This is a genomic window from Pseudomonas sp. LLC-1 (assembly GCF_002992185.1).
Classification (GTDB): domain Bacteria; phylum Pseudomonadota; class Gammaproteobacteria; order Pseudomonadales; family Pseudomonadaceae; genus Aquipseudomonas; species Aquipseudomonas monteilii.
On sequence record NZ_LUVY01000002.1, the window covers coordinates 41,839 to 61,608 of the forward strand.

The 19,770-nt window shown below is 64.6% G+C and carries 17 protein-coding genes; 6 read left to right on the forward strand and 11 right to left on the reverse strand.

Annotation, left to right across the window (positions count from 1 at the left end):
• Positions 1–259: 259 nt before the first annotated feature.
• Genes A0O30_RS00270 through fepB form a run of 3 tightly spaced genes read right to left on the reverse strand, consistent with a single transcriptional unit; the run spans position 260 to position 3,191 of the window.
• Positions 260–1,288: an iron chelate uptake ABC transporter family permease subunit gene (locus tag A0O30_RS00270; RefSeq protein ID WP_105945345.1), complete on the reverse strand. Its 1,029-nt coding sequence runs from the start codon at positions 1,286–1,288 to the stop codon at positions 260–262.
• Complete coding sequence (locus A0O30_RS00275; protein ID WP_105945174.1) at positions 1,285–2,289, reverse strand: iron ABC transporter permease; 1,005 nt, start codon at positions 2,287–2,289, stop codon at positions 1,285–1,287. The genes A0O30_RS00270 and A0O30_RS00275 overlap by 4 nt, the downstream gene beginning before the upstream one ends.
• Before the next feature lie 2 nt (positions 2,290–2,291).
• Positions 2,292–3,191: a Fe2+-enterobactin ABC transporter substrate-binding protein gene (gene fepB / locus A0O30_RS00280; protein WP_105945175.1), complete on the reverse strand. Its 900-nt coding sequence runs from the start codon at positions 3,189–3,191 to the stop codon at positions 2,292–2,294.
• Between the two features lie 109 nt (positions 3,192–3,300).
• Between fepB and A0O30_RS00285 the strand changes: the two genes are divergently transcribed.
• A complete protein-coding gene (locus tag A0O30_RS00285; RefSeq protein ID WP_105945176.1) occupies positions 3,301–4,092 on the forward strand; it encodes an ABC transporter ATP-binding protein in 792 nt (263 codons plus the stop codon).
• A gap of 38 nt (positions 4,093–4,130) precedes the next feature.
• On the opposite strand, the gene A0O30_RS00290 is transcribed toward A0O30_RS00285, so the two are convergent.
• On the reverse strand, positions 4,131–4,949 hold the full coding sequence (locus A0O30_RS00290) for an IclR family transcriptional regulator (protein WP_105945177.1): 819 nt from the start codon (positions 4,947–4,949) through the stop codon (positions 4,131–4,133).
• Between the two features lie 220 nt (positions 4,950–5,169).
• Here A0O30_RS00290 and A0O30_RS00295 point away from each other — a divergent pair, with 220 nt between their 5' ends.
• Together A0O30_RS00295 and A0O30_RS00300 are read left to right on the forward strand one after the other, a co-directional pair.
• Positions 5,170–7,254, forward strand: coding sequence for a TonB-dependent receptor (locus tag A0O30_RS00295; RefSeq protein WP_105945178.1), 2,085 nt, complete (start codon positions 5,170–5,172; stop codon positions 7,252–7,254).
• On the forward strand, positions 7,254–8,561 hold the full coding sequence (locus A0O30_RS00300; protein ID WP_105945179.1) for an NtaA/DmoA family FMN-dependent monooxygenase: 1,308 nt from the start codon (positions 7,254–7,256) through the stop codon (positions 8,559–8,561). Before A0O30_RS00295 ends, A0O30_RS00300 begins: the two co-directional genes overlap by 1 nt.
• Before the next feature lie 58 nt (positions 8,562–8,619).
• On the opposite strand, the gene A0O30_RS00305 is transcribed toward A0O30_RS00300, so the two are convergent.
• Positions 8,620–9,201, reverse strand: coding sequence for a hypothetical protein (locus A0O30_RS00305; RefSeq protein ID WP_105945180.1), 582 nt, complete (start codon positions 9,199–9,201; stop codon positions 8,620–8,622).
• 94 nt (positions 9,202–9,295) lie between these two features.
• The gene (gene sfnG / locus A0O30_RS00310; RefSeq protein ID WP_060500467.1) at positions 9,296–10,390 is read right to left on the reverse strand and encodes a dimethylsulfone monooxygenase SfnG; all 1,095 of its coding nucleotides are present in this window, start codon (positions 10,388–10,390) and stop codon (positions 9,296–9,298) included.
• Positions 10,391–10,684: 294 nt separating this feature from the next.
• Between sfnG and A0O30_RS00315 the strand changes: the two genes are divergently transcribed.
• On the forward strand, positions 10,685–12,610 hold the full coding sequence (locus tag A0O30_RS00315) for an AMP-binding protein (protein ID WP_105945181.1): 1,926 nt from the start codon (positions 10,685–10,687) through the stop codon (positions 12,608–12,610).
• 70 nt (positions 12,611–12,680) lie between these two features.
• On the opposite strand, the gene A0O30_RS00320 is transcribed toward A0O30_RS00315, so the two are convergent.
• From A0O30_RS00320 to fabG, 3 genes are read right to left on the reverse strand one after another with little or no spacing between them, the layout of a single operon-like run.
• Positions 12,681–13,991, reverse strand: coding sequence for an aspartate aminotransferase family protein (locus A0O30_RS00320; protein WP_105945182.1), 1,311 nt, complete (start codon positions 13,989–13,991; stop codon positions 12,681–12,683).
• Between the two features lie 11 nt (positions 13,992–14,002).
• Entirely contained in the window at positions 14,003–15,553 is a 1,551-nt protein-coding gene (locus A0O30_RS00325; RefSeq protein WP_218274912.1) for an APC family permease, read from the reverse strand.
• 40 nt (positions 15,554–15,593) lie between these two features.
• Positions 15,594–16,367, reverse strand: coding sequence for a 3-oxoacyl-ACP reductase FabG (gene fabG, locus A0O30_RS00330; RefSeq protein ID WP_105945183.1), 774 nt, complete (start codon positions 16,365–16,367; stop codon positions 15,594–15,596).
• Positions 16,368–16,597: 230 nt separating this feature from the next.
• On the opposite strand from fabG, the gene A0O30_RS00335 reads away from it, so the two are divergent.
• Positions 16,598–17,608, forward strand: coding sequence for a phosphotransferase enzyme family protein (locus tag A0O30_RS00335; RefSeq protein WP_105945184.1), 1,011 nt, complete (start codon positions 16,598–16,600; stop codon positions 17,606–17,608).
• 195 nt (positions 17,609–17,803) lie between these two features.
• Positions 17,804–18,883, forward strand: coding sequence for an AraC family transcriptional regulator (locus A0O30_RS00340; RefSeq protein WP_105945185.1), 1,080 nt, complete (start codon positions 17,804–17,806; stop codon positions 18,881–18,883).
• A 26-nt stretch (positions 18,884–18,909) separates the two neighbouring features.
• On the opposite strand, the gene A0O30_RS00345 is transcribed toward A0O30_RS00340, so the two are convergent.
• Positions 18,910–19,407 (reverse strand): glycine zipper domain-containing protein, encoded by a 498-nt coding sequence (locus tag A0O30_RS00345; protein ID WP_105945186.1) that lies wholly within the window; start codon positions 19,405–19,407, stop codon positions 18,910–18,912.
• A gap of 53 nt (positions 19,408–19,460) precedes the next feature.
• Positions 19,461–19,703, reverse strand: a complete 243-nt coding sequence (locus A0O30_RS00350; protein WP_177410236.1) for a hypothetical protein — start codon at positions 19,701–19,703, stop codon at positions 19,461–19,463.
• Positions 19,704–19,770: the final 67 nt, after the last annotated feature.

The following is a 19,770-nucleotide window of genomic DNA, read 5'->3' on the forward strand; positions in this document are numbered from 1 at the left end:
CGGACCTCGGCATCACGGACCCTGCCTGAATTATTGTGGGGGCAGGTGTCCGGCGTGTTCTGCTGCGGCGCGCCGGCCACGTCACGGTTGCGCGGTCTGGCGGCCTCCTTGCCGACGGCCGTGCATCTGTGTGCACTGGTCCGAAGGCATCCTGCAAGCATGGCACTTGTGGCGCCAGGAGGTTGCGTGCGAACGACCAGGCGCATCCTGAAACCGACGCGAGCGTTTTCTGCAGCTGCGCAGTCTGCTTGTGTGGGTGCTAACGTCGCTGGGCTGTGATCAACCACAGCAGGTAACACCCACCCAAAACCCCGGTCACCAGCCCCACCGGCAATTGCGCCGTGGCCGCCAGGCGCTGGCTGAGCCAGTCGGCCACCAGCAGCAACGCCGCGCCCATCAAGGCAGCACACACAAGCGGCACCCCCGCTGTACGCGTCAGCCGCCGTGCCAATTGCGGGCCGGCCAGGGCGATAAAGGCAATCGGCCCGGCCGCAGCAGTCGCAATTGCCGTAAGGCCAACCGCAGCCAGTACCAAGCGCAACCGCGAACGCTCCACCGCCACCCCCAACTGGCTGGCCGTGCCATCGCCCATCTCCATCAGCGCCAGTTCACGGCTGTGCAGCACGGCCACCGGCACGATCAGCGCCAGCCCCAGTGCGGCGGGCAGCACATGGGCCCAGGTACGCGTATTGAGCGAGCCGGCCAGCCACAGCTGGGCGAACAGCGCCTGGTCGAGGTCGCCGGTTACCAGCAGCAACTGGTTCAAGCCCGACAGCGTGGCGCCCATGCCGATGCCCACCAGTACCAGCCGGTAACCTTGGCCGCCCTGCCCGCGCCGGGCCAACAGCAGCACCAGCAGCGCCGTGAGCATGCCGGCAGCCACCGCCGCCAAGGCCGTGGCCAAGGGGCCTGCATCGAACAGGATGATCTGCACGATGGCTCCACTCGCGGCGCCGGTGGTAAAACCGATGACATCGGGTGAACCCAGAGGGTTACGCGCGATTGACTGGAAGATCGCCCCGGCCATGCCCAGCGCGGCCCCCACCAGCACTGCCGTGAGCACCCGCGGCAAACGCACGCGGGTAACAATGCGCTGCACCGTCTCGCTGTCGCCCTGCCCCAGCAGGCTGGCCAATACCTGGTCCGCACCAATCGGCAGGCTACCCGTACCGAGCAGCAGCACCGCCAGCGCCATCACCAACAGCACCAGTACACCGCCAACCCAAACCGCCCGGGGGCTGAAACGCAGGCTGACAGGCCCGCGCCTGAACGCCCGCAAACCCTTCACAGCTGACATAGACGAAACCTGCCGATCAGTACGATAAAGGCCGGCCCACCCAGCAACAGCGCCAGGGTGCCGGCGGCCAGTTCTGCCGGCGCGGCGAGCACGCGGCCAAGCAGGTCGGCGCCCAATAGCAACAGGGCAGCGATCAGCGCGGCGTACGGCAGCATGCGCCGGTAGTCCGGCCCCACCAGCAAGCGTGCCAGGTGGGGTGCCACCAGGCCGACGAAACCGATCGGCCCGGCGATTGCCGTCGCGCTGCCGGCCAGCAGCATCAGCGCCACGCAGGCCAGCGCCCAGGTCATGCGCACATTCACACCCAACGCCCGGCCCAGATCACGGCCTAGCGCCAAGGCATTCAGGCGTGGCATCAAGGCTGCCGCCAAGGCCAAGCCCAAGGCGATGGCCAAGGTCGGCAATGGCAACGCAGCTGTGCTGCTGCCCGCCAACGAGCCTGCCGCCCAATTGCGGAAATGGTCGTAGACCTGCGGCGGGGTGTTGAGCACGAGGATGGCCGTGAGCGAAGCCAGCAACATGCTCAGCCCCGCTCCGGCCAGCACCAGGCGTACCGGGTTGCCGTCCACCGCCCCCGCCTGGCCCAGCAGGAACACGGCAATACCGGCAATGCCCGCGCCGAGGAAGGCCAGCGGGATGTACTGGCTGACCTGGGTCAGGCCAAACAGCGCAACGCCGAGAATCACCGCCAGCGCAGCGCCAGCATTGACGCCCAGCAGCCCAGGCTCGGCCAACGGATTACGGGTCAGTGCCTGCATCAAGGTGCCCGCCGCACCCAGCGCCAGCCCGGCGAGCAACGCCACTAGCGTGCGTGGTACGCGTAACTCACGCACGATCAGGTGCTCGTCGTTATGCAGATCGGGTTGGTAGAGGGCATCGAACACCACGCCGAAGGCAATCGGATGAGAGCCGATCAACAGGCTGGCCAACGCTGCCACCAACAGCAACAAAAGCCCCGCCAGCAGTGCAGGACGCAAGGTCTGGCCGGCCATGGTCAGCGGAAGTAACCGGCAACGGTGTCGAGCATCTGCCGCCCGGAGTAGTAGTCGATGCGGAACGAACTGGGCCCCAGTGGGTAAACGCGCTGGTGTTGCACCGCCGGCAGGTTGGCCAGCACCGGGTCGCTGCGAAATGCCTGGGCGTCTTTGTCATCGGCGCTGAGCAGGAACACATCGGCATCGCCGATGGCGGCGGCCAGGTTTTCGCGGGAAATGAACTGGAACTCGGTCGCACGAATGACCTGCCCGGCCATCGTTTCAGGCAGCTCGCGCACCTGGAAGCCAAGTGCGTTCAGCAGCCGCGCCTGCGGGCTGATGGTACGGCCGATGGAATAGCTGCCACCGATGTTGTAGCCGATCAGCACCACCGGCCTGGGTGAAGGGTGCAAGCGCGCGGCGGTTGCACGGGTGTAGTCGTCGAACTCTTGAATCACGGCCTTGGCCTGCTGTTGCAACCCGGTTTTTGCGCCCAGCTCGGTTGCCAGCTCCTGCCAGGACTGGTTGGAGTAATTCACCACCAAGGTCGGCACACCTTGGGCCTTGAGTTCAGCCAGGTGCGGTGCAGCACTGTCGGCCCCGGTGGCAGACACCACCAACAGGTCGGGCGCGCTGGCCACCACCGCCTCGATGTCGAACTGCAAGTTGCGGTACAGCACCTGCACATCACGCTGGTCGGCCACGGCAGCCCATTGCGAAAAGAAGCCTTTGCCATCGGTCAGGCGGCTGGGCGTGGCGGCGGCGCTGGCCACCAGCGGCGCCTGCATGGCCAGCAGAATGCCGGTCACGCTCGGGGTGGTGGAGACAATGCGCGCAGGCGCGGCCATAGCGCAGGGGATTACCCCGGCAAACGCCAGGGCGACAGCGGCCAGTGCTGCACAAACTCGAAAACGCTTCATCGATTGGCTTCGCTCAGAGGGAATCAGCTGCGCATGATAATACTTCTCATGCAGATAATTCCATCATGTAGAATACGTTCCGCAAAATGCGCACGACCAAGGACCGACCATGAACCCTCGCCTGCAAGCCCGCGCACTGACCCTGCGCCGCGATACCCGAACACTGTCGCGCGACCTGTCGCTGGACATCCCCGATGGTGGTTTCACCGTGATCGTCGGCCCTAATGCCTGTGGCAAATCGACCCTGCTGGCGGCGCTCTCGCGGCTGCTGGCACCCAGTTGCGGCCAAGTGCTGCTCGACGGCCAGGACATCCAGTCGCGCCCCGCCAAGGATGTGGCCCGGCGCCTGGCCCTGCTACCCCAGAGCGCCAACGCACCGGACGGGATCCGTGTGGCTGAACTGGTCGCGCGCGGGCGCTACCCGCACCAGCGCCTATGGCGGCAGTGGTCAGTCGAAGATGAGCAAGCGGTGCAGCGGGCGATGCACGCGACCGGCATCGAAGAGCTGGCCGAACGGCCGCTGCAGGCACTGTCTGGTGGCCAGCGCCAGCGCGTGTGGATTGCCATGGTGCTGGCCCAGGACACGCCGCTACTGTTACTGGACGAGCCCACCACTTACCTGGACATTGCCCACCAGTACGAATTGCTGGAGTTGCTGCGCGACCTGAACCGCCAAGGCCGCACCATCGTGGCGGTGCTGCACGACCTCAATCAGGCCTGCCGCTATGCCAGCCACCTGGTGGCCATGCGCGATGGCGCCATTGTCGCCCAGGGCGCACCGGCGCAGATATTTACCGAGGCGCTGGTGCAGCAGGTGTTCGGGTTGTCGGGGCTGGTGATTGACGACCCGGTGAGCGGGACGCCGATGCTGGTGCCGCGTGGCCGTAGTGAAGCGTTTTAAGGCCATGCGCCCTTGGGGCGCGCAGGCCTTGGTTACGCTTACTCCGGCAGTACCGGCGCCGGAGCCCCCAGCATGCGCCCACCGGTTGCCTGGTTGACCAACCCCGCTTCATGGAACAGCGCCTGCCGATCCTCCGGCGTGCGCAGTTGCCCAAGGTCGGTCACCGTGGTCATCACGCACACAATCTCCTGCTGCGCATCGAACACCGGCGCCGCCTGCCCGGTGACGCTCGACAGCAAGTGGCTGGTCAACTCGGCCCAGCAATGCTGGCGGATCTGCTCCAGCACCTTGGCGCTGGGCGGCGTGCCGCGAAAATGCGCAGGCTGCAACTTGCGTGCAGCATCGATGGTGGCCTTGGGCAGGAACGCCTGGAAGATCAGCCCACAGGCCGTGTTGTCGATGGGCAGGATATCGCCCAAGGCCAAGGGGTTGATCGAAAAGTAGGCGCTGCGGTACCAGCGCACCAGGGTCGGCCCACGGTCGGTCCAGATCGCCACCCCGCCGCTGGCGGCATGCCGCTGGGCCAGGCCCTTCATGTGCCGGGCGGCAATTTCCACGGCGTCCACCCGCTTGAGGGCGCCAATGCCGATGCTGAGCGCGGCCGGGCCCAGGTCGTACAGCGCGCTGGCCGGGTCTTGCCGGGCCAGCCCTTCCTTCACCAGGCTTTGCAGGTAACGGTGCGCCGTAGAGCCGCCAGTACCGGTGCGCCGGGCCACTTCACCCAGGCTCAGTTCGTTTTCCGCATTGGCCAGCACATTCAGGAACCGCGCAGCGATCGACACCGACTGGATGGTGCCGGAACGCTTCTCGCCCGGGCTCTCCGGCTCCGCGTCAGCGGGGGACTGCAAAGTGTTCAACAGGGCTATCTCCTCATTTCTGATTATCCGGCCAGGCGCCACCACGGTGGCCGGTTAGCGCGGCTGCCTATCATACCGCCAGCAGCCCCGGCCTTGCGCGGGCACTGACAGGTGCAGGCGACACCATACCACTTTGAGGAATAGATTCTTTATTGCGGAATGCAATGGCACCGTGATACCTTGCGCCGCAAACGAGGATCGTTCTCATTTGGAGGTTGTCTTGAAGTACCCTGCGCAACGTTCGTTCAGCCATGGATTCGGTGTGCTGACCCTGTCTACCCTGCTTGCTGCTCCCCACGCCCTGGCCGAACAAGCCTCTACCACCGGTAGCTCGCAACTGGTCCTCACCCCCGTTGTGGTCAGCGGTGAAAAGGTGGAACGTGACCTGCGCAACACGGCCTCGTCGGTGTCGGTGAAAAGCGCCAGCGAAATCGACAGCCTCAAGACCGGCAACGCCTCGGTGCACGAAGTGCTCAACGACGTGCCCAACGTGATCTACACCGATTCGGTGGGCGCGCCGATCATTCGCGGCCAGGACACCCAAGGCCCGAACAACGGCGCCAACGTGTTCTGGGGCGGTACCGTGCCACGCGCCACCATCAACCTCGACGGGCACTACCTGAACTACAACGAGATGTACTTCGGCGCGCCGTCTGTGTGGGACGTGGACAGCATCGAGGTGTACCGCGGCCCGCAAACCACCAGCCAGGGCGCCAACGCCATCGCCGGGGCCATCGTGGTCAAGACCAAAGACCCGACCTTCACCCCCGAGGCGGCCTACCAGGCCGAGATCGGCAGCTACCACTCGCGGCGTACATCGCTGGCAGTGTCCGGGCCGCTGACCGACAACCTCGCCGGGCGCATGGCGCTGGACTATTCGGCGCGCGACACCTTCATCGACTACACCAACCCCGCGTTTGCCAGCCACAACACCGACCAGGACTTCCGCGCCCTGAACCTGCGCGGCAAGCTGCTGTGGCTGCCCGAGGCGGTACCTGGCCTGGGCCTGAAGTACACCTTCGCCCACGGCGACTCCAACCGCCCCACCCAGGAAGCGGCCTCGCGCCCGTTCCACGACCTGGACCATACCGGCGCCACCATGCCCAGCTGGCACCAGCAGAGCAACACGCACATCGTCGACGTGGACTACGAGCTGGACAACGGCATGAAGCTGTTCAACCAGACCCAGTACTCGCTGTCCAACGTGCACCGGGTCATTGGCGTGGCGAACGGTGGCGACGCCGACATCCGCCAGAAGAACTTCTCCAACGAAACCCGCGTCACCTTCGGCGAGCAGCAGGACACCCTGAGCGGCATGGCCGGCCTGTACCTGGCCCGCACCGACTCGGACGAAATCCTGTATTACAGTGGTATCTCCGACTTCGATGACACCAAGCGCAACCTGGGCGTGTTCGGCGAAGTCAGCTACCGCCTCACCGACCGCTGGACGCTCACCACCGCCTTGCGCCTGCAACAGGACAAAATCCAGCGCAGCGGCACCTCGCCGTTCGCCGCCAACGGGCTGGACTACGACAAAACCTTCACCGCCTTCCTGCCCAAGGTGTCGCTGGCTTACGCCCTGACCCCGCAGTGGACCGTGGGCGGCATGGTCAGCCGTGGCTACAACCCAGGTGGTGTGTCGCTTAACCTCAGCAGCAAGCGCTTCGAGGAATTCGACGACGAGCGCATGTGGAACTACGAACTGTTCGCCCGTGCCAGCCTGCTGGACGACCGCCTGCACCTGAACGCCAACCTGTTCTACATGGACATGCAGGATGCCCAGTACAACATCCCGGTGGTGCTGGCCTCGGGCCTGACCCAGTCCTACACCATCAACGCCGAAAAGGCCCATGCCTATGGCTTCGAGCTGTCGGCAGACTACCGCGTGCTGGACAGCCTGACCCTGAAGGCCAGTGCTGGTGCCCTGCAAACCCGCATCGACGACATCGACGCCAACAGCAGCTATGCCGGTAACGAGTTCGCCCGTTCGCCCGGCTACACCGTCAGCTTCGGCCCGAGCTGGGACATTACCGACCGCCTCAACCTCAATGCCCAGGTGCGGCACATCGACGGTTACTACTCGGACGTGGCCAACACCAAAAGCTATGCCATCGACGGCTACACCGTGGCCGATGCCCGCATGAGCTACCGCTTCAGCGACCAGGTGCAGGTGTACACCTACGTCAAGAACGTGTTCGACGAACGCACCCCGACCTACATGCAGACCAACCGGGGGATCGGCGGGATCGAAGCGAGCATGACCGAGCCGCGCACCGTGGGCGTGGGCATCAAGGGGGCCTTCTGATGACATTCAAGAAAGGCCTGCACATCGGCATGTCGCTTGCCCCTACCTGGCTCAGCGGTGAGGGCTGGCGGCGCGCCGACAGCCGTGTCGAAACCCTGTTCGGCAGCGACTTCGCCATGGACATCGCCCGCCGCGCCGAGGCCGCGCACCTGGACTTCGTGTTCCGCCCCGACGTCAGTTGCGTGGTGGCCGATGCCCTGGAAAGCGGCTCGGGCTTCACCAGCCTCGATCCTACCGTACTGCTGGCCGCACTTACCCGCGAAACCAGCCGAATCGGCCTGGTGTCGACCATCTCGACCACCTTCTTCCCGCCGTACCTGGTCGCACGCCAGTTGCAGTCACTGAACTGGCTGAGCCAGGGCCGGGTGGGCTGGAACATCGTCACCGCCCTGCAGGGCCACGAAAACTTCGGCCTGGCCGCCATGCCCAGCGCCGAAGAGCGCTACGCCCGCGCGGCCGAGTTCACCGAGGTGGTGCAGCAACTGTGGCGCAGCTTTCCGCAACAGGCCCTGCGCATCGACCGCGAAAACGGTATTTATGCCGACCCGGCGCAGGTCCAGCCGATCAACCACCAAGGGGACTTCCTGCAGGTACAGGGCCCGCTCAACCTGCCCGAACAGGGGGCGCGCATTCCGCTGATCCAGGCCGGCGCATCCGACAGCGGCCGTGACTTCGCTGCCCGCGTCGCCGACATCGTTTTTGCACCTACTCCCGACCAGGCCGCCGCGGCGGACCTGCGCCGCGACCTGTCACGCCGCGCGCAAAAGCATGGCCGCCAGGCCGACGACATTCGCCTGCTGCCAGGCCTGAGCCTGTACCTGGCGCCCACTCGCCAGCAGGCACGCGAACTGTTCATGGACACCCACGCACGGGTGGACAAGGCACGCAAGTACGCGGCCATCGAGAAGATGATCGGCATCGACCTGGCCAACTGGCCGAGTGACCGGCGCATTCATGCAGCAGACCTGCCGCCACTGCAGTTGCTGCCCGGTGCCAGCCGGACCCATGTGAACCTGCTACGGCGCCTGATCGAGCGTGAGTCACTGCTGCCAGAAGAACTGCTGATGCGCCCGGAAGTGCTGTCGGCGGCGCACTGGCAAGTGATCGGCACAGTCGACGATGCTGTCGCCGAGATTGCCGACTGGGCTGAGGCGGGGGTGATGGATGGTTTTATCGCCGCGCCGGGGGGCTCGTTCGGCTCGGTGTACAGCTTTCTGGATGAAGTGGTGCCACGGCTGGTGGAGCGAGGGTTGTTCCGCGAACGCTATCACGGGGCTACGTTTGCCGAGCATCTGCAGCGGTATTGAAAGGCCAAGGGGGCGGGCTTGCGCCCCCATCCATCGAAAAAGCAACGCGACCCTGCGATCAAGGCGCGCCGTTCCCCTCCACCGCCTTGGCGGTTTCAATCAGCTTGTCGAACTTGCGGTTCAATTGGGCAAACTTCTCGTCACTCTTGGCCCGGGCCTTGATGTTCCCGGCCGAGCTGGCCTTGTCGGCAATGGTCACCACGGTCCAGTCCCAGTCTTTGGAGACCCAGTACACCAGCTCACCCTCTGCAGAAAACGCTTCCAGCCGGCCACCGGTATTCGGCACCCGCTTGGCCTGCTTCGTCATCGGCAGCAGTTGCTGGACCCGCGCCTCGTCAGTGGTATCCAGCCGTACCTCAACCTGGCGAAGCTGGTCGGCTTCATTGAACGACGCTTTCACCTGAGACACGGGAACACCGCCCAGGCTGTAGTCGCTCTTGGGGTTGGCGCCCTGATAAAACTCGGTGGGCACCTGATAATGATAGCCCGTGAAATGCTCAACCTCGCCGAACTGCTGCTGCAGAATGGCCAGGACCTGGGCCTTGGGCATGCCGAGGGTAAACTGGCCAACTTCAAGCGCCGACCAGGCTTGCAAGGGGAAAATCGCGCAGGCGAACAGGAGCGGTAAGGTCCGTTTCATGGGGTAGTCTTCCTTGAAGTAAGCCCGTCAACCTAACCCCTGCACGACAATCCGACAATACTGGCAGGGTGCCAAGCCCTCCCTGCCCCCGGCCTCAGGCTACTGCTTTGTCCAGGCCACGCTCGGCTTCCAACGCCCGCACCAGCGGCAACACGTGCTCGCCGAAGTACGCCACTTCCTCCTGGAAATGCAGGAAGCCGGAGAGGATCAAATCCACCCCCACCGCCTTCAACGCGACGATGCGTTCGGCAATTTGCTGCGGTGTGCCGATCAGGTTGGTCTTGAAGCCGTCGTTGTACTGCACCAGGTCCTCGAAGCTGGACTTCGCCCAGTTGCCCTCGCCCTCCGGGCTGGCCGAACCGGCATGCTTGACCTCCTGGCCAAACGCTCGCACCGCCTCGGGGTTGGCCTTGTCGATGATCTCTTGCAGCACCGCACGCGCTTCTTCCTCGGTATCGCGGGCAATGATGAAGGCATTCACCCCGATCTTTACCGAGTGGCCGTTGGCCGCCGCCTTGCTGCGGATGTCGTCCACCTGGGCCTTGATCCCTTCCACGCTGTTGCCGTTGGTGAAGTACCAGTCCGACACACGCGCCGCCATGTCCCGTGCCGCACGCGAACTGCCGCCCTGGAAGATTTCCGGGTGCGGCTGCTGCAGCGGCTTGGGTTTGAGGTTGTAGTTACGGAAGCGGTAAAAGTCGCCGTTGAAGGTGAAGTTGTCCTGGGTCCAGATGCCCTTCAACGCGCGGATGAATTCTTCAGAACGGCGATAGCGCTCGTCGTGATCCAGCCAAGGCTCACCGATGGCATGGAACTCGCCCTTGAACCAGCCCGAAACCACGTTGATGGCGATACGGCCCTGGGTGAACTGGTCGATGCTCGCCAGCTGCTTGGCCGCCAGCGCCGGGTTCCACGGGCCTGGCAGGATGGCGGCGATGACCTTGAGTTTTTCCGTGGCAGCCAGCAGCGCGTGGCTGATGGTGACGGACTCATGCTGGTTGTCGGCGCCATAGCCCGCTGTGAAACGGATTTGCGACAGGGCGTAATCGAAACCGGATTTTTCCGCGATTTGCGCCAGCTTGCGGTTGTAGTCGATGTCCCAGCTGGTGCGCTGCTCGATGGTGCTGACCACCAGGCCACCGCTGACGTTGGGGACCCAGTAGGCGAATTTGATTGGGGCGTGGCTCATGGGGAGGCTCCTTGAGAATCCTTGGGGTTCAAGGAGGTGGGAGCAGCAAACATGCCAACCTATAAATTCATATAAATCAATAAGTTAACCAAAATAAAAACCTGTCAGGGTGCACTTCAGGCAGCAGACTGTCGATCCACTGTTGCCCCCGCAACAGCACGCCTGAGAGGCCCCGCCAAGCGTTCGGCGGTCAAGTAATTGTGCCCGATGGTCAAGCGACCATCCGCACTGACTGGGAGGATTACAGCAGGCCAGAAGGCCGTCAAAAACAATAACAGCAACCAGGAGAACCCCATGACTAGCTACCTGCAGGCCTACGCCCGCGCTGCCGACGACCCCGAGGGATTCTGGCGCGAACAGGCCGCCGCACTGGACTGGCATCGCTTCCCGCAACAGATCTTCACGGCCCGGGCCGATGGCAGCGGCCAGTGGTTTGCCGATGGCCAGCTCAACACCTGCCAGCTGGCCGTCGACCGCCACGTCGCCAACGGAGCAGGCGAACGCTGTGCCATCCTTTACGACTCACCGGCCACTGGCGTGCAAGAGCGCATCAGCTATCGGCAGTTGCAAACACGCGTGGCCCGCTGTGCCGGCATGCTGCGCGCCCTCGGGGTGGAGCGTGGTGACCGGGTGATCATCTACATGCCGATGATCCCCCAGGCGCTGGTCGGCATGCTCGCCTGTGCGCGGCTGGGCGCAGTGCATTCGGTTGTTTTTGGCGGGTTCTCCGCCGCCGAGCTGGCGGTGCGTATCCGCGACGCCCAGCCCAAGGTGCTGCTCAGCGCCAGCTGCGGCATCGAGTACGACCGGGTGGTGCCCTACAAACCGCTGCTCGATCAGGCCCTGCAACTGGCCGACGGGCATCGCCCGCACATCGTGATCGAGCAACGCGAACAGGCCCAGGCCCCGCTGCATGGCCCACGCGAACACGACTGGCAACACCTGCTCGCCAAGGCCGAGGCCGTCCCCGTGGTGCCGGTGAATGCCACCGACCCGCTGTACATCCTCTATACCTCGGGCACCACGGGTAAACCCAAGGGGGTGGTGCGTGACCACGGCGGGCATGCCGTGGCGCTCAACTTCAGCATGCAGGCCCTGTACGACGCACACCCCGGCGAGGTGTTCTGGGCCGCCTCGGACATCGGCTGGGTGGTGGGCCACTCGTACATCGTCTATGCCCCGCTGATCCGCGGCTGCACCACCTTGCTGTACGAGGGCAAGCCGGTACGCACGCCCGACGCCGGGGCCTTCTGGCGCGTGATCGCCGAACACCGGGTGAATGTGTTCTTCACCGCCCCCACCGCCTTCCGCGCCATCAAGCGTGAAGACCCGCAGGTACAGCTGGCCGCCGGGCGCGACCTGTCCTGCCTGAAGGCCGTGTTCGTGGCCGGCGAGCGCCTGGACCCGCCCACCAGCGAATGGCTGCAGGGCTTTCTGCCCTGCCCGGTTGTGGACCATTGGTGGCAGACCGAAACCGGCTGGGCGATTGCCGGCAACCCGCGCGGGCTCGATGACCTGCCGATGAAAACCGGCTCGGCCAGCGTACCGATGCCGGGCTACCGGCTGGAAATCCTGGATGACGAAGGCCAGCCCGTTGGGTGCAACCGGCCAGGTAACATCGCCTTGCGCCTGCCATTGCCACCCGGCACCTTGAGCACACTGTGGGGCGACCCGCAGCGCTTTGCCGACAGCTACCTGAGCAGCTTCCCCGGTTACTACTGCAGCGGCGACGGTGGCTACCTGGATGAAGCGGGTTACCTGTTCGTCATGGGCCGGGTGGACGATGTGATCAACGTGGCCGGGCACCGGCTGTCCAGCGGCAGCTTGGAAGAAGCCCTGGGCGACCACCCGGCGGTTGCCGAATGCGCGGTAGTGGCCCTGGCTGAAGAACTCAAGGGCGAAGTGCCGGTGGGGTTCGTGGTGCTCAAGCACGGCGTGCAACCCGACCCGGCGCAGCTGGAAGGCGAACTGGTCGCCAGGGTGCGCGATGCGGTCGGCGCTGTCGCTTCACTACGGCGGGTGTTCATCCTCAAGCGCCTGCCCAAGACCCGCTCTGGCAAGATTCTGCGCAAGACCCTGCGTAGCCTGGCGGCAAGCCCCGAGGTCGCACTACCACCGACCATCGAAGACCCGGCCGTGCTGGATGAAGTGCGCGCGGTGTTCGAGCGGGCCGGCTGCTATGACGTGGCCCAAGGGCGCAAGGCGGCCACCGGGCACTGACCACGTACAACAACAAACCCCGCCAAGGCAGGCCGTGGCGGGGTTTGTTCGAACAGCCAGAATCAAGCCGCTACAGCTGACGCAATACGCGCTGCAAGGCACCCAGGAACTGCTCGACATTCTGCGCCGAGAAGCACAACTGCGGGCGAATCTTCAGGGCATTGTTAGCGGCCCCCGACACACCAATCAGCATGCCTTCTTCGCGCAGCAGGTTGACGATACGCCGCGCCGTAGTGCCATCGGCAGCGCCCGACGGCGTTACCACGTCCACGCCAATGAACAATCCCGCGCCACGTACCTGGCCAAGGCAGGCATGCTCGCGTGCCAGGCCCTCCAGGCCCTCCTTGAGCTGGGCGCCCACCTGCCGGGCGTTCTCCTGCAGGCCCTCTTCCTCGATCACTTGCAGCACGGCCAGCCCGACGGCAGCAGACACCGGGTTACCGCCAAAGGTGTTGAAGTAACTGGCGTTACGCCCAAAACGCTCAAGGATTTCCGGGCGCACCGTCAAGCCTGCCAACGGGTGGCCGTTGCCCATCGGCTTGCCCATGGTCACCAGGTCGGGCACCAGACCATGGCGCTGGAAGCCCCACATGTGCGTACCGGTGCGGCCGAAGCCGGGCTGCACTTCGTCGGCAATGAACAGGCCACCGGCAGCGCGAACGGCCTGCACCGCTTCAGCAAGGAAGCCGGCAGGGTCGGCGAACACGCCATCACTGGTAAACAGGGTGTCGACCAGCAGCGCCGCCGGGCGAATGCCATGGCGCTGCATGTCGGCCAAGGCAGCGCGCACCTGGGCAGCGAACCGTTGGCCGACCTGATGCGGTGCCTGCGGCAGGTGCTCAGGTGCATCGACCACGCGGATGTCACGGCCCAGCGGTACATACTCACCCACCGACGGCGACAGCTCGGCAATGGCCGCCGTCATGCCGTGATAGGCATAGCGGGTCACGATCACGCCAGTGCCCCCGGTATAGTCCCGGGCAATGCGCAGTGCCAGGTCGTTGGCCTCGCTGCCGGTGCAGGTGAACATGACATTGCCCAGTTGCGCCGGCATGGTCGCCAGCAGCTTCTCGGCATAGTCGAGCACGCCCTCGTGCAGGTAACGGGTATGGGTATTGAGTGCAGCCGCCTGCCCGGCCAGGGCTTCCACCACGCGCGGATGGCTGTGGCCGACCGAGGCGACGTTGTTGTACAGGTCGAGATAGGCCCGGCCTGCCGTGTCATACAGCCAGGTACCGGAACCGCGCACCAGGTGCAACGGGTTGTCATAGAACAGCTGATAGGCCGGCCCCAGCAGGCGCTGGCGGCGCTCGATCAGACGGCGCTCGGCAGCGTCCAGGGCCGCAGCCTGCTCGGGCTGGAAGGCATTCACTTTCAACATGGTCGGTCTCCTCAGGTGTCCTGGCGCGCGTCGTCCATGACGATGCTGCCGATGATGTGGTACTTGCGGCGGTCGAAGTAACGGAAGTACAAGGCGATCGAGCCACCCAGCGCGAAGCTGGCGGCGACGATCCACGGGATCAGCCGGAACAGCAGCGACTCGGCCGCACTGCCAGCGGCGAAACTGAGGTTGGCGAACAGCAGGTAAACCACGTACAGCATGCCGATGCCGCCCAGCAGAGGCGCCAGGAAGGTCTTGAACCAGTGCGCCTGGGCACGGCGCTGGGTGCCGACATGGAAGTAGCAGATCACGGCAAAGGCGCACAGCGCCTGGACGATGAGGATGCCCATGGTGCCGAGGATCGCCAGCAAGGCATACAGGTCGGCATACGGGTCTTTGCCCGTGAACAGGAACGCCAGCACGATCAGCGTGGCGATCACGCTTTGCACGGTCGAGGCCACATGTGGCGAGCCATGGCGTGGATGAGTGCGGCCAACGGTGCGGCCCAGGCATACGAACAGGTTTTCCCGGCCCAAGGCATAGATGTAGCGCGCCGCACAGTTGTGGAAGGCCATGCCGCAGGCGAACGAGCCAGTCACCACCAGCAGCTTGAACAGGCTCACGGCCCATTCGCCCAGGTACAGGCGGGTGGGCCCGTAGAACACTTCGGCAGCACTGGCCGGGTCCTGTGCCAGGCGAATGGCTTCGGCAGGGCCGGAGCCGGCGATGGCCATCCACGAAACGAACACATAGAACACGCCAATGCCGATTACCGCCAGCAACGTTGCCAGGGGGATGATCTTTTTCGGGTTGCGCGACTCTTCGCCGTACATGGCCGACGACTCGAAACCGACCCAGGACCAGAAGGCGAAGAACAGGCCGATGCCGGCATTTGCGCCAATCACCCCTTCGGCCGGCCTAAAGGCGTTCAGCGGGTTGATAGACTCCACCGCCATGCCCTGCGGCCCACCGCCATGAAACAGCACGGCAAAGGCCATCAGTGCCAGCATCAGGATTTCCAGCACCAGGCACAGCCCGAGCACCTTGGCGGTGAGGGAAATATCGAAATAGCTGAGCACACCGTTGGCCACCAGCATGGCCAGGGCGAACACGATCCATGGCACATGCAGGCCGGCGACACTGGCCAGCAGGTCTTCACAGAAGAAGGCGAAAATGCCGACCAAGGCGGCTTCGAAAACGATGTAGGTCAGCGTCACGGCAAGCCCCGAGGCCATGCCCACAACCCGCCCCAGGCCATGGGAGATGAAGCCATAGAAAGCCCCGGTGGCGGTGATGTATTTGGCCATCTGCGCGTATCCGATGGCGAACAGCGCCAGGATGATGGTCGCCACCAGGTAGCCCGCCGGTGCGTACTGGCCATTGCCGCTGCCAATGGCAATCGGCACGTTGCCGAGCATGGCGGTGATCGGCGCCGCCGTGGCCACCGTCATGAACAGCACACCCATCAAGCCCACCGCGTTCTTGCGCAGGCGCTGTACCTCCTGGGGCTGTGCCTGGCTGTCGCGCCGCAGTTCCAGCTCACCACTGTAGGTCTCGCTCATCAGGATCCACTCCGTGCTCTTATGGTTTTGGTGGAAGGGGTCAGGCCAGTGCCTGCAGGGACTCGGGCAGGATCTGCCCGCCATCGATGATCAGGCTCTGCCCGGTGATGTAGCCGGCTTCCCTGGAGGCGAAGAACAGTGCGGCATTGGCGATGTCCTCGACCTGGCCGAGGCGCTTGAGCGGAATGGACGCGGCCATGCTGGCCTGGTAGTCCTCGCCCATGCCCTGCAAGCCTTCCGTCACGATGTTGCCCGGCAGCACGGCATTGATGGTGATGCCATCGCGGGCCAGCTCGATCGCGGCGGTGCGCATGAAACCCAGCTGCGCCGCCTTGCTCGCGCCGTAGTGCGCCCAGCCAGGAAAGCCCGTGACCGGGCCGGTGATGGATGAGGTCAGAATCACCCTGCCGTACGCTGCATTGCGCAAATGCGGCAGCGCCGCCTGCACACAGAGGAAGGTGCCTTTGGCGTTGGTGCCAAGTACCTGGTCCCAGTCGTCATCACGCATGTCGGCCAGCGCAGCCGAGGGGAACACGCCAGCATTGGCGCACAGCACATCAAGCCCACCCTGGGCCTGCACCACCTCCTCGACCATCTGCCGCACCTGCGCCCGGTCGGCAACATCGGCCACCAGGCCGATGACATCCAGGCCTTGATCGCGCAAGCGGCAGGCAACGGCTTCAACCTTGTCCCGGTGCCGACCACTGATCGCCACCTTGGCGCCCTGACGGGCGAAACCGACGGCGATACCCAGGCCAATACCGCTGGTACCGCCGGTGACCAATACGCTTTTGCCTTGTAGTGAAGTCAGCATGCTCCAAGCCCTCGATCCGCTGTTTGCGCCAGTGATGGAGGCCGATGGTGGGCCGGCCGGCAGGTGGCGACTTGACCGCAGGGCACAAGTTGAGGGCTGCAGGATCAAATTCTCGAAACGGCCCTGGCGGCTTGTGGCGTGTGGTCAAGATTTCGCGGTTTGCGGTCAAGCCAGTGGCGCGAGGCTCGACTCATGCTGGCAACCAGACCCCTGCCAACGGAGCGTGCCTGATGACCAACGATCACCCATCCCACAACCGCCCTGCCGTGCTTGAACGCTTTGCCCAGCGTGCGCTGGCGGGCTACGCCGATACCTACCAGGGCCAGATCGAGCTGCTGGTGCACTCCGAGAACGCCACCTACCGGGTGCGGGGCCAGCGGCAACGTTTTGTGATGCGCGTACACCGCGCGGGTTATCACCAGCAGGCTGACATCGCCAGTGAACTGGCCTGGCTGGCGGCACTGGAGCAGGCTGGCCTGGAAGTGCCGGTGCCCATCGCCGGGCTGGACGGCGAAGCGATCCAGGTAGTCGACCTGCCCGGCCATGGCCACCGCTACGTGGTGCTGTTCCACTGGATAGACGGCGGCGAGCCCGACCAGCAACAGCTGAATGCATCGTTTCGCCGGCTTGGCGCCATCAACGCCCATCTGCATCGCCACGCCCGCAGTTGGCAACGCCCCGGCAACTTCCAGCGGTTGACCTGGAACCACCCCAGCATGCTGGGTGAACAGGGCCACTGGGGCAGCTGGCGTGATGCGCCCTACCTGGATGCCCGGGGCAGCGCCCTGATCAGCGAAACGGTACAGGTAATCGGTGCGCGCCTGGCCGACTATGGCGAGGACCCGTCGCGCTTTGGCCTGATTCACGCCGACCTGCGCCTGACCAACTTACTGGTGCAAGGTGACCGTACCCGCATCATCGACTTCGACGACTGCGGCATGGGTTGGTACCTGCACGACCTGGCGGCGGCCCTGAGCTTCTTCGAACACCACCCCGACCTGCCGCAGTGGATCGACAACTGGCTGGAAGGCTACGGCAGCGTGGCCAGCCTGGATGCTGGCGATATCGCCATGCTGCCTACGCTGATCATGCAGCGGCGCCTGCAACTGCTGGCCTGGACCGGCACCCACCGCGGCACGCCACAGGTGGAATGCCTGGGCCCGCAGTGGGTCGAGCAAACTGTAGGGCTGTGCCAGCGTTACTTGCAGGAGCGCCCCGTGGGCGCACTCGCGCGGGCATGATCGAAACAGTTTTGTAACCAAAGGCTACGCACCGTGCCGGTGCGCAGCCTGCGCCAGGAGGGGCCCCGGCAGCGCCGCAATGAATGGCCCTTGAGCGCTCGACAGGCTGGCGTACGGCCTTTTGCCCGGCGTGGAATGAAAATTGCTCCCTCCGTTACCCAGCAACAGCCGGTAAACGACCGAGGAGGATGCTTCGTGCACGTTATCCATACAGGCTCGCGCCAACCGGCGAGTGCCCCGCCTGGCAACCCGATAGGTATCCTGGCCTCGGCAGCTACCGGCCTGGTCGGTTTCATCAGCCAGCAAGGTGGCGATGCCGAACGCATCCTGGGGCGTGCCGGCATCGACAGCGATCGGCTGGAGCACCCTACCCTCACCCTGGACCTGAACCAGTATTGCCAGGTGTTCGAGGAAGCGGCCCGGCAAACCGGCAACGACAATTTCGGGCTGCGCTTCGGCCAGCAGTTCAAGCCCGACGCGCTTGGCTTGCTTGGCTATGTGGGCATGTGCTCGGCCACCCTGGGCGATGCCCTGCGAAACGTGGTCAGCACCTTCCCGGTGCACCAGCAAAGCAGCCTGTTGCGGCTGGAGGAAATGGGTGAGTTCTATCGCCTGGACTACCAGGTGCAGTACGGCGCCATCCTGCGCAAGCGGCAGGACGCCGAGTTGTCGCTGGGCATGTTCTTCAACCTGATGCGCCATGCGCTGGGGCAGCACTGGGCCCCCGAGAAAGTGCTATTCGAACACCCGCAACCCGAGGCCTGGCACGAGCACTGCAAAGTGTTCGACGCCCCGGTGCTGTTTGGCCAGCAGCGCAACGCGCTGGTGTTCCGCCGCAGCGTGCTCGACCGGCCAATGCCTGGCCGAGATCCCCGCTTGCTGGCGATAGTCATCGAAAGCATGCGCCTGCTCGGCGGCCAGGCCGGCACGCCCAACCGCCCGGGCATTGTCGATGATGTGAAAACCCAGGTGCGTGCCCTGCTGGGCGACGGCTACCCCAGCCTTGAGCAGGTGGCCGAGCAATTGCGCCTGCCCAGCTGGACCGTGCAACGCCGCCTGCAGGACCAAGGGCTGAGTTTTTCGACCCTGGTCGACACTGTGCGTCAGGAGCTGGCGACCTACTACCTGCAGCAGTCGGCGTTGCCGATTTCCGAGTTGGCCTTGCTGCTGGGGTACTCGGAAATCAGCGCATTCTCGCGGGCGTTCCGCCGCTGGTTCGATGTCAGCCCCAAGCAGTGGCGCCAGGCGCACAAGGGGCAATGGGCGGATGCGTAGTGCAGGTTCAGGCCTGTAACGCGCGATCAGTCATCGTCGCGCCAGTCCCTGTGATGATTACGCCAACCATAGTGATGGCCACGGTCGTGGTGGCGACGGCGCCAGCCACGATCGTCGTCATCATCGTCATCGTCGTCACGATAACGGTGACCACTTTCGTCATCGTATTCCCGGCCCATGTGGTTGCCCAAGGCACCACCCACACCGCCGCCGGCTGCTGCACCGATCAGGCTGCCTGTGGTGCCGCCCATCTTGCGACCTACCACGTTGCCACCTGCCGCACCCAGTGCGCCGCCAATGGCCGCTTCACCACGGCTGTGTTTGTTGGCGCCCACTGCACCACCCGCTGCGCCACCCAGGCCAGCACCGATGGCCGAGCCGGTGCTGCCGCCAATCGACTGGCCGACCACCGAGCCCAATACCCCACCCAATGCGCCGCCTATGCCTGCTTCGGTATTGCCGCCTGCAGACGCAACACCGCTTAGCAGGCCAAGTGACAACAAAAGAATCGAGGAATACTTCATTGATGAAAGCCTCATAGGGATGCCGAGGCGATCCTGAGGCTCTGAACGGGGGCTTACAATTGAATTCCGACGAGTAACACGCCTTGCAAAAATTCCCTAACTTGCTGTTTTTTCGACGAAACTTTAAAGGCTTTCAACAGTCTGAGGCTAATCGCAACCATGGGCCAGACCACCCGCGCTGCGATCGATTTGAGCTGCTGCTTGCGTGCCTCACGAATGGCTGGTGTGGATTGCAACGCAAGCGCGACCACGCCATCGCAACGGGTACACCTGCCCGCCAGAAGGTCCGTTTTCAACACCCCAGGCACCCGCGCGCGTGGCATTTTTTGCGGGCAAGCCCACGCCTGCAGGTACTGAGCAAGT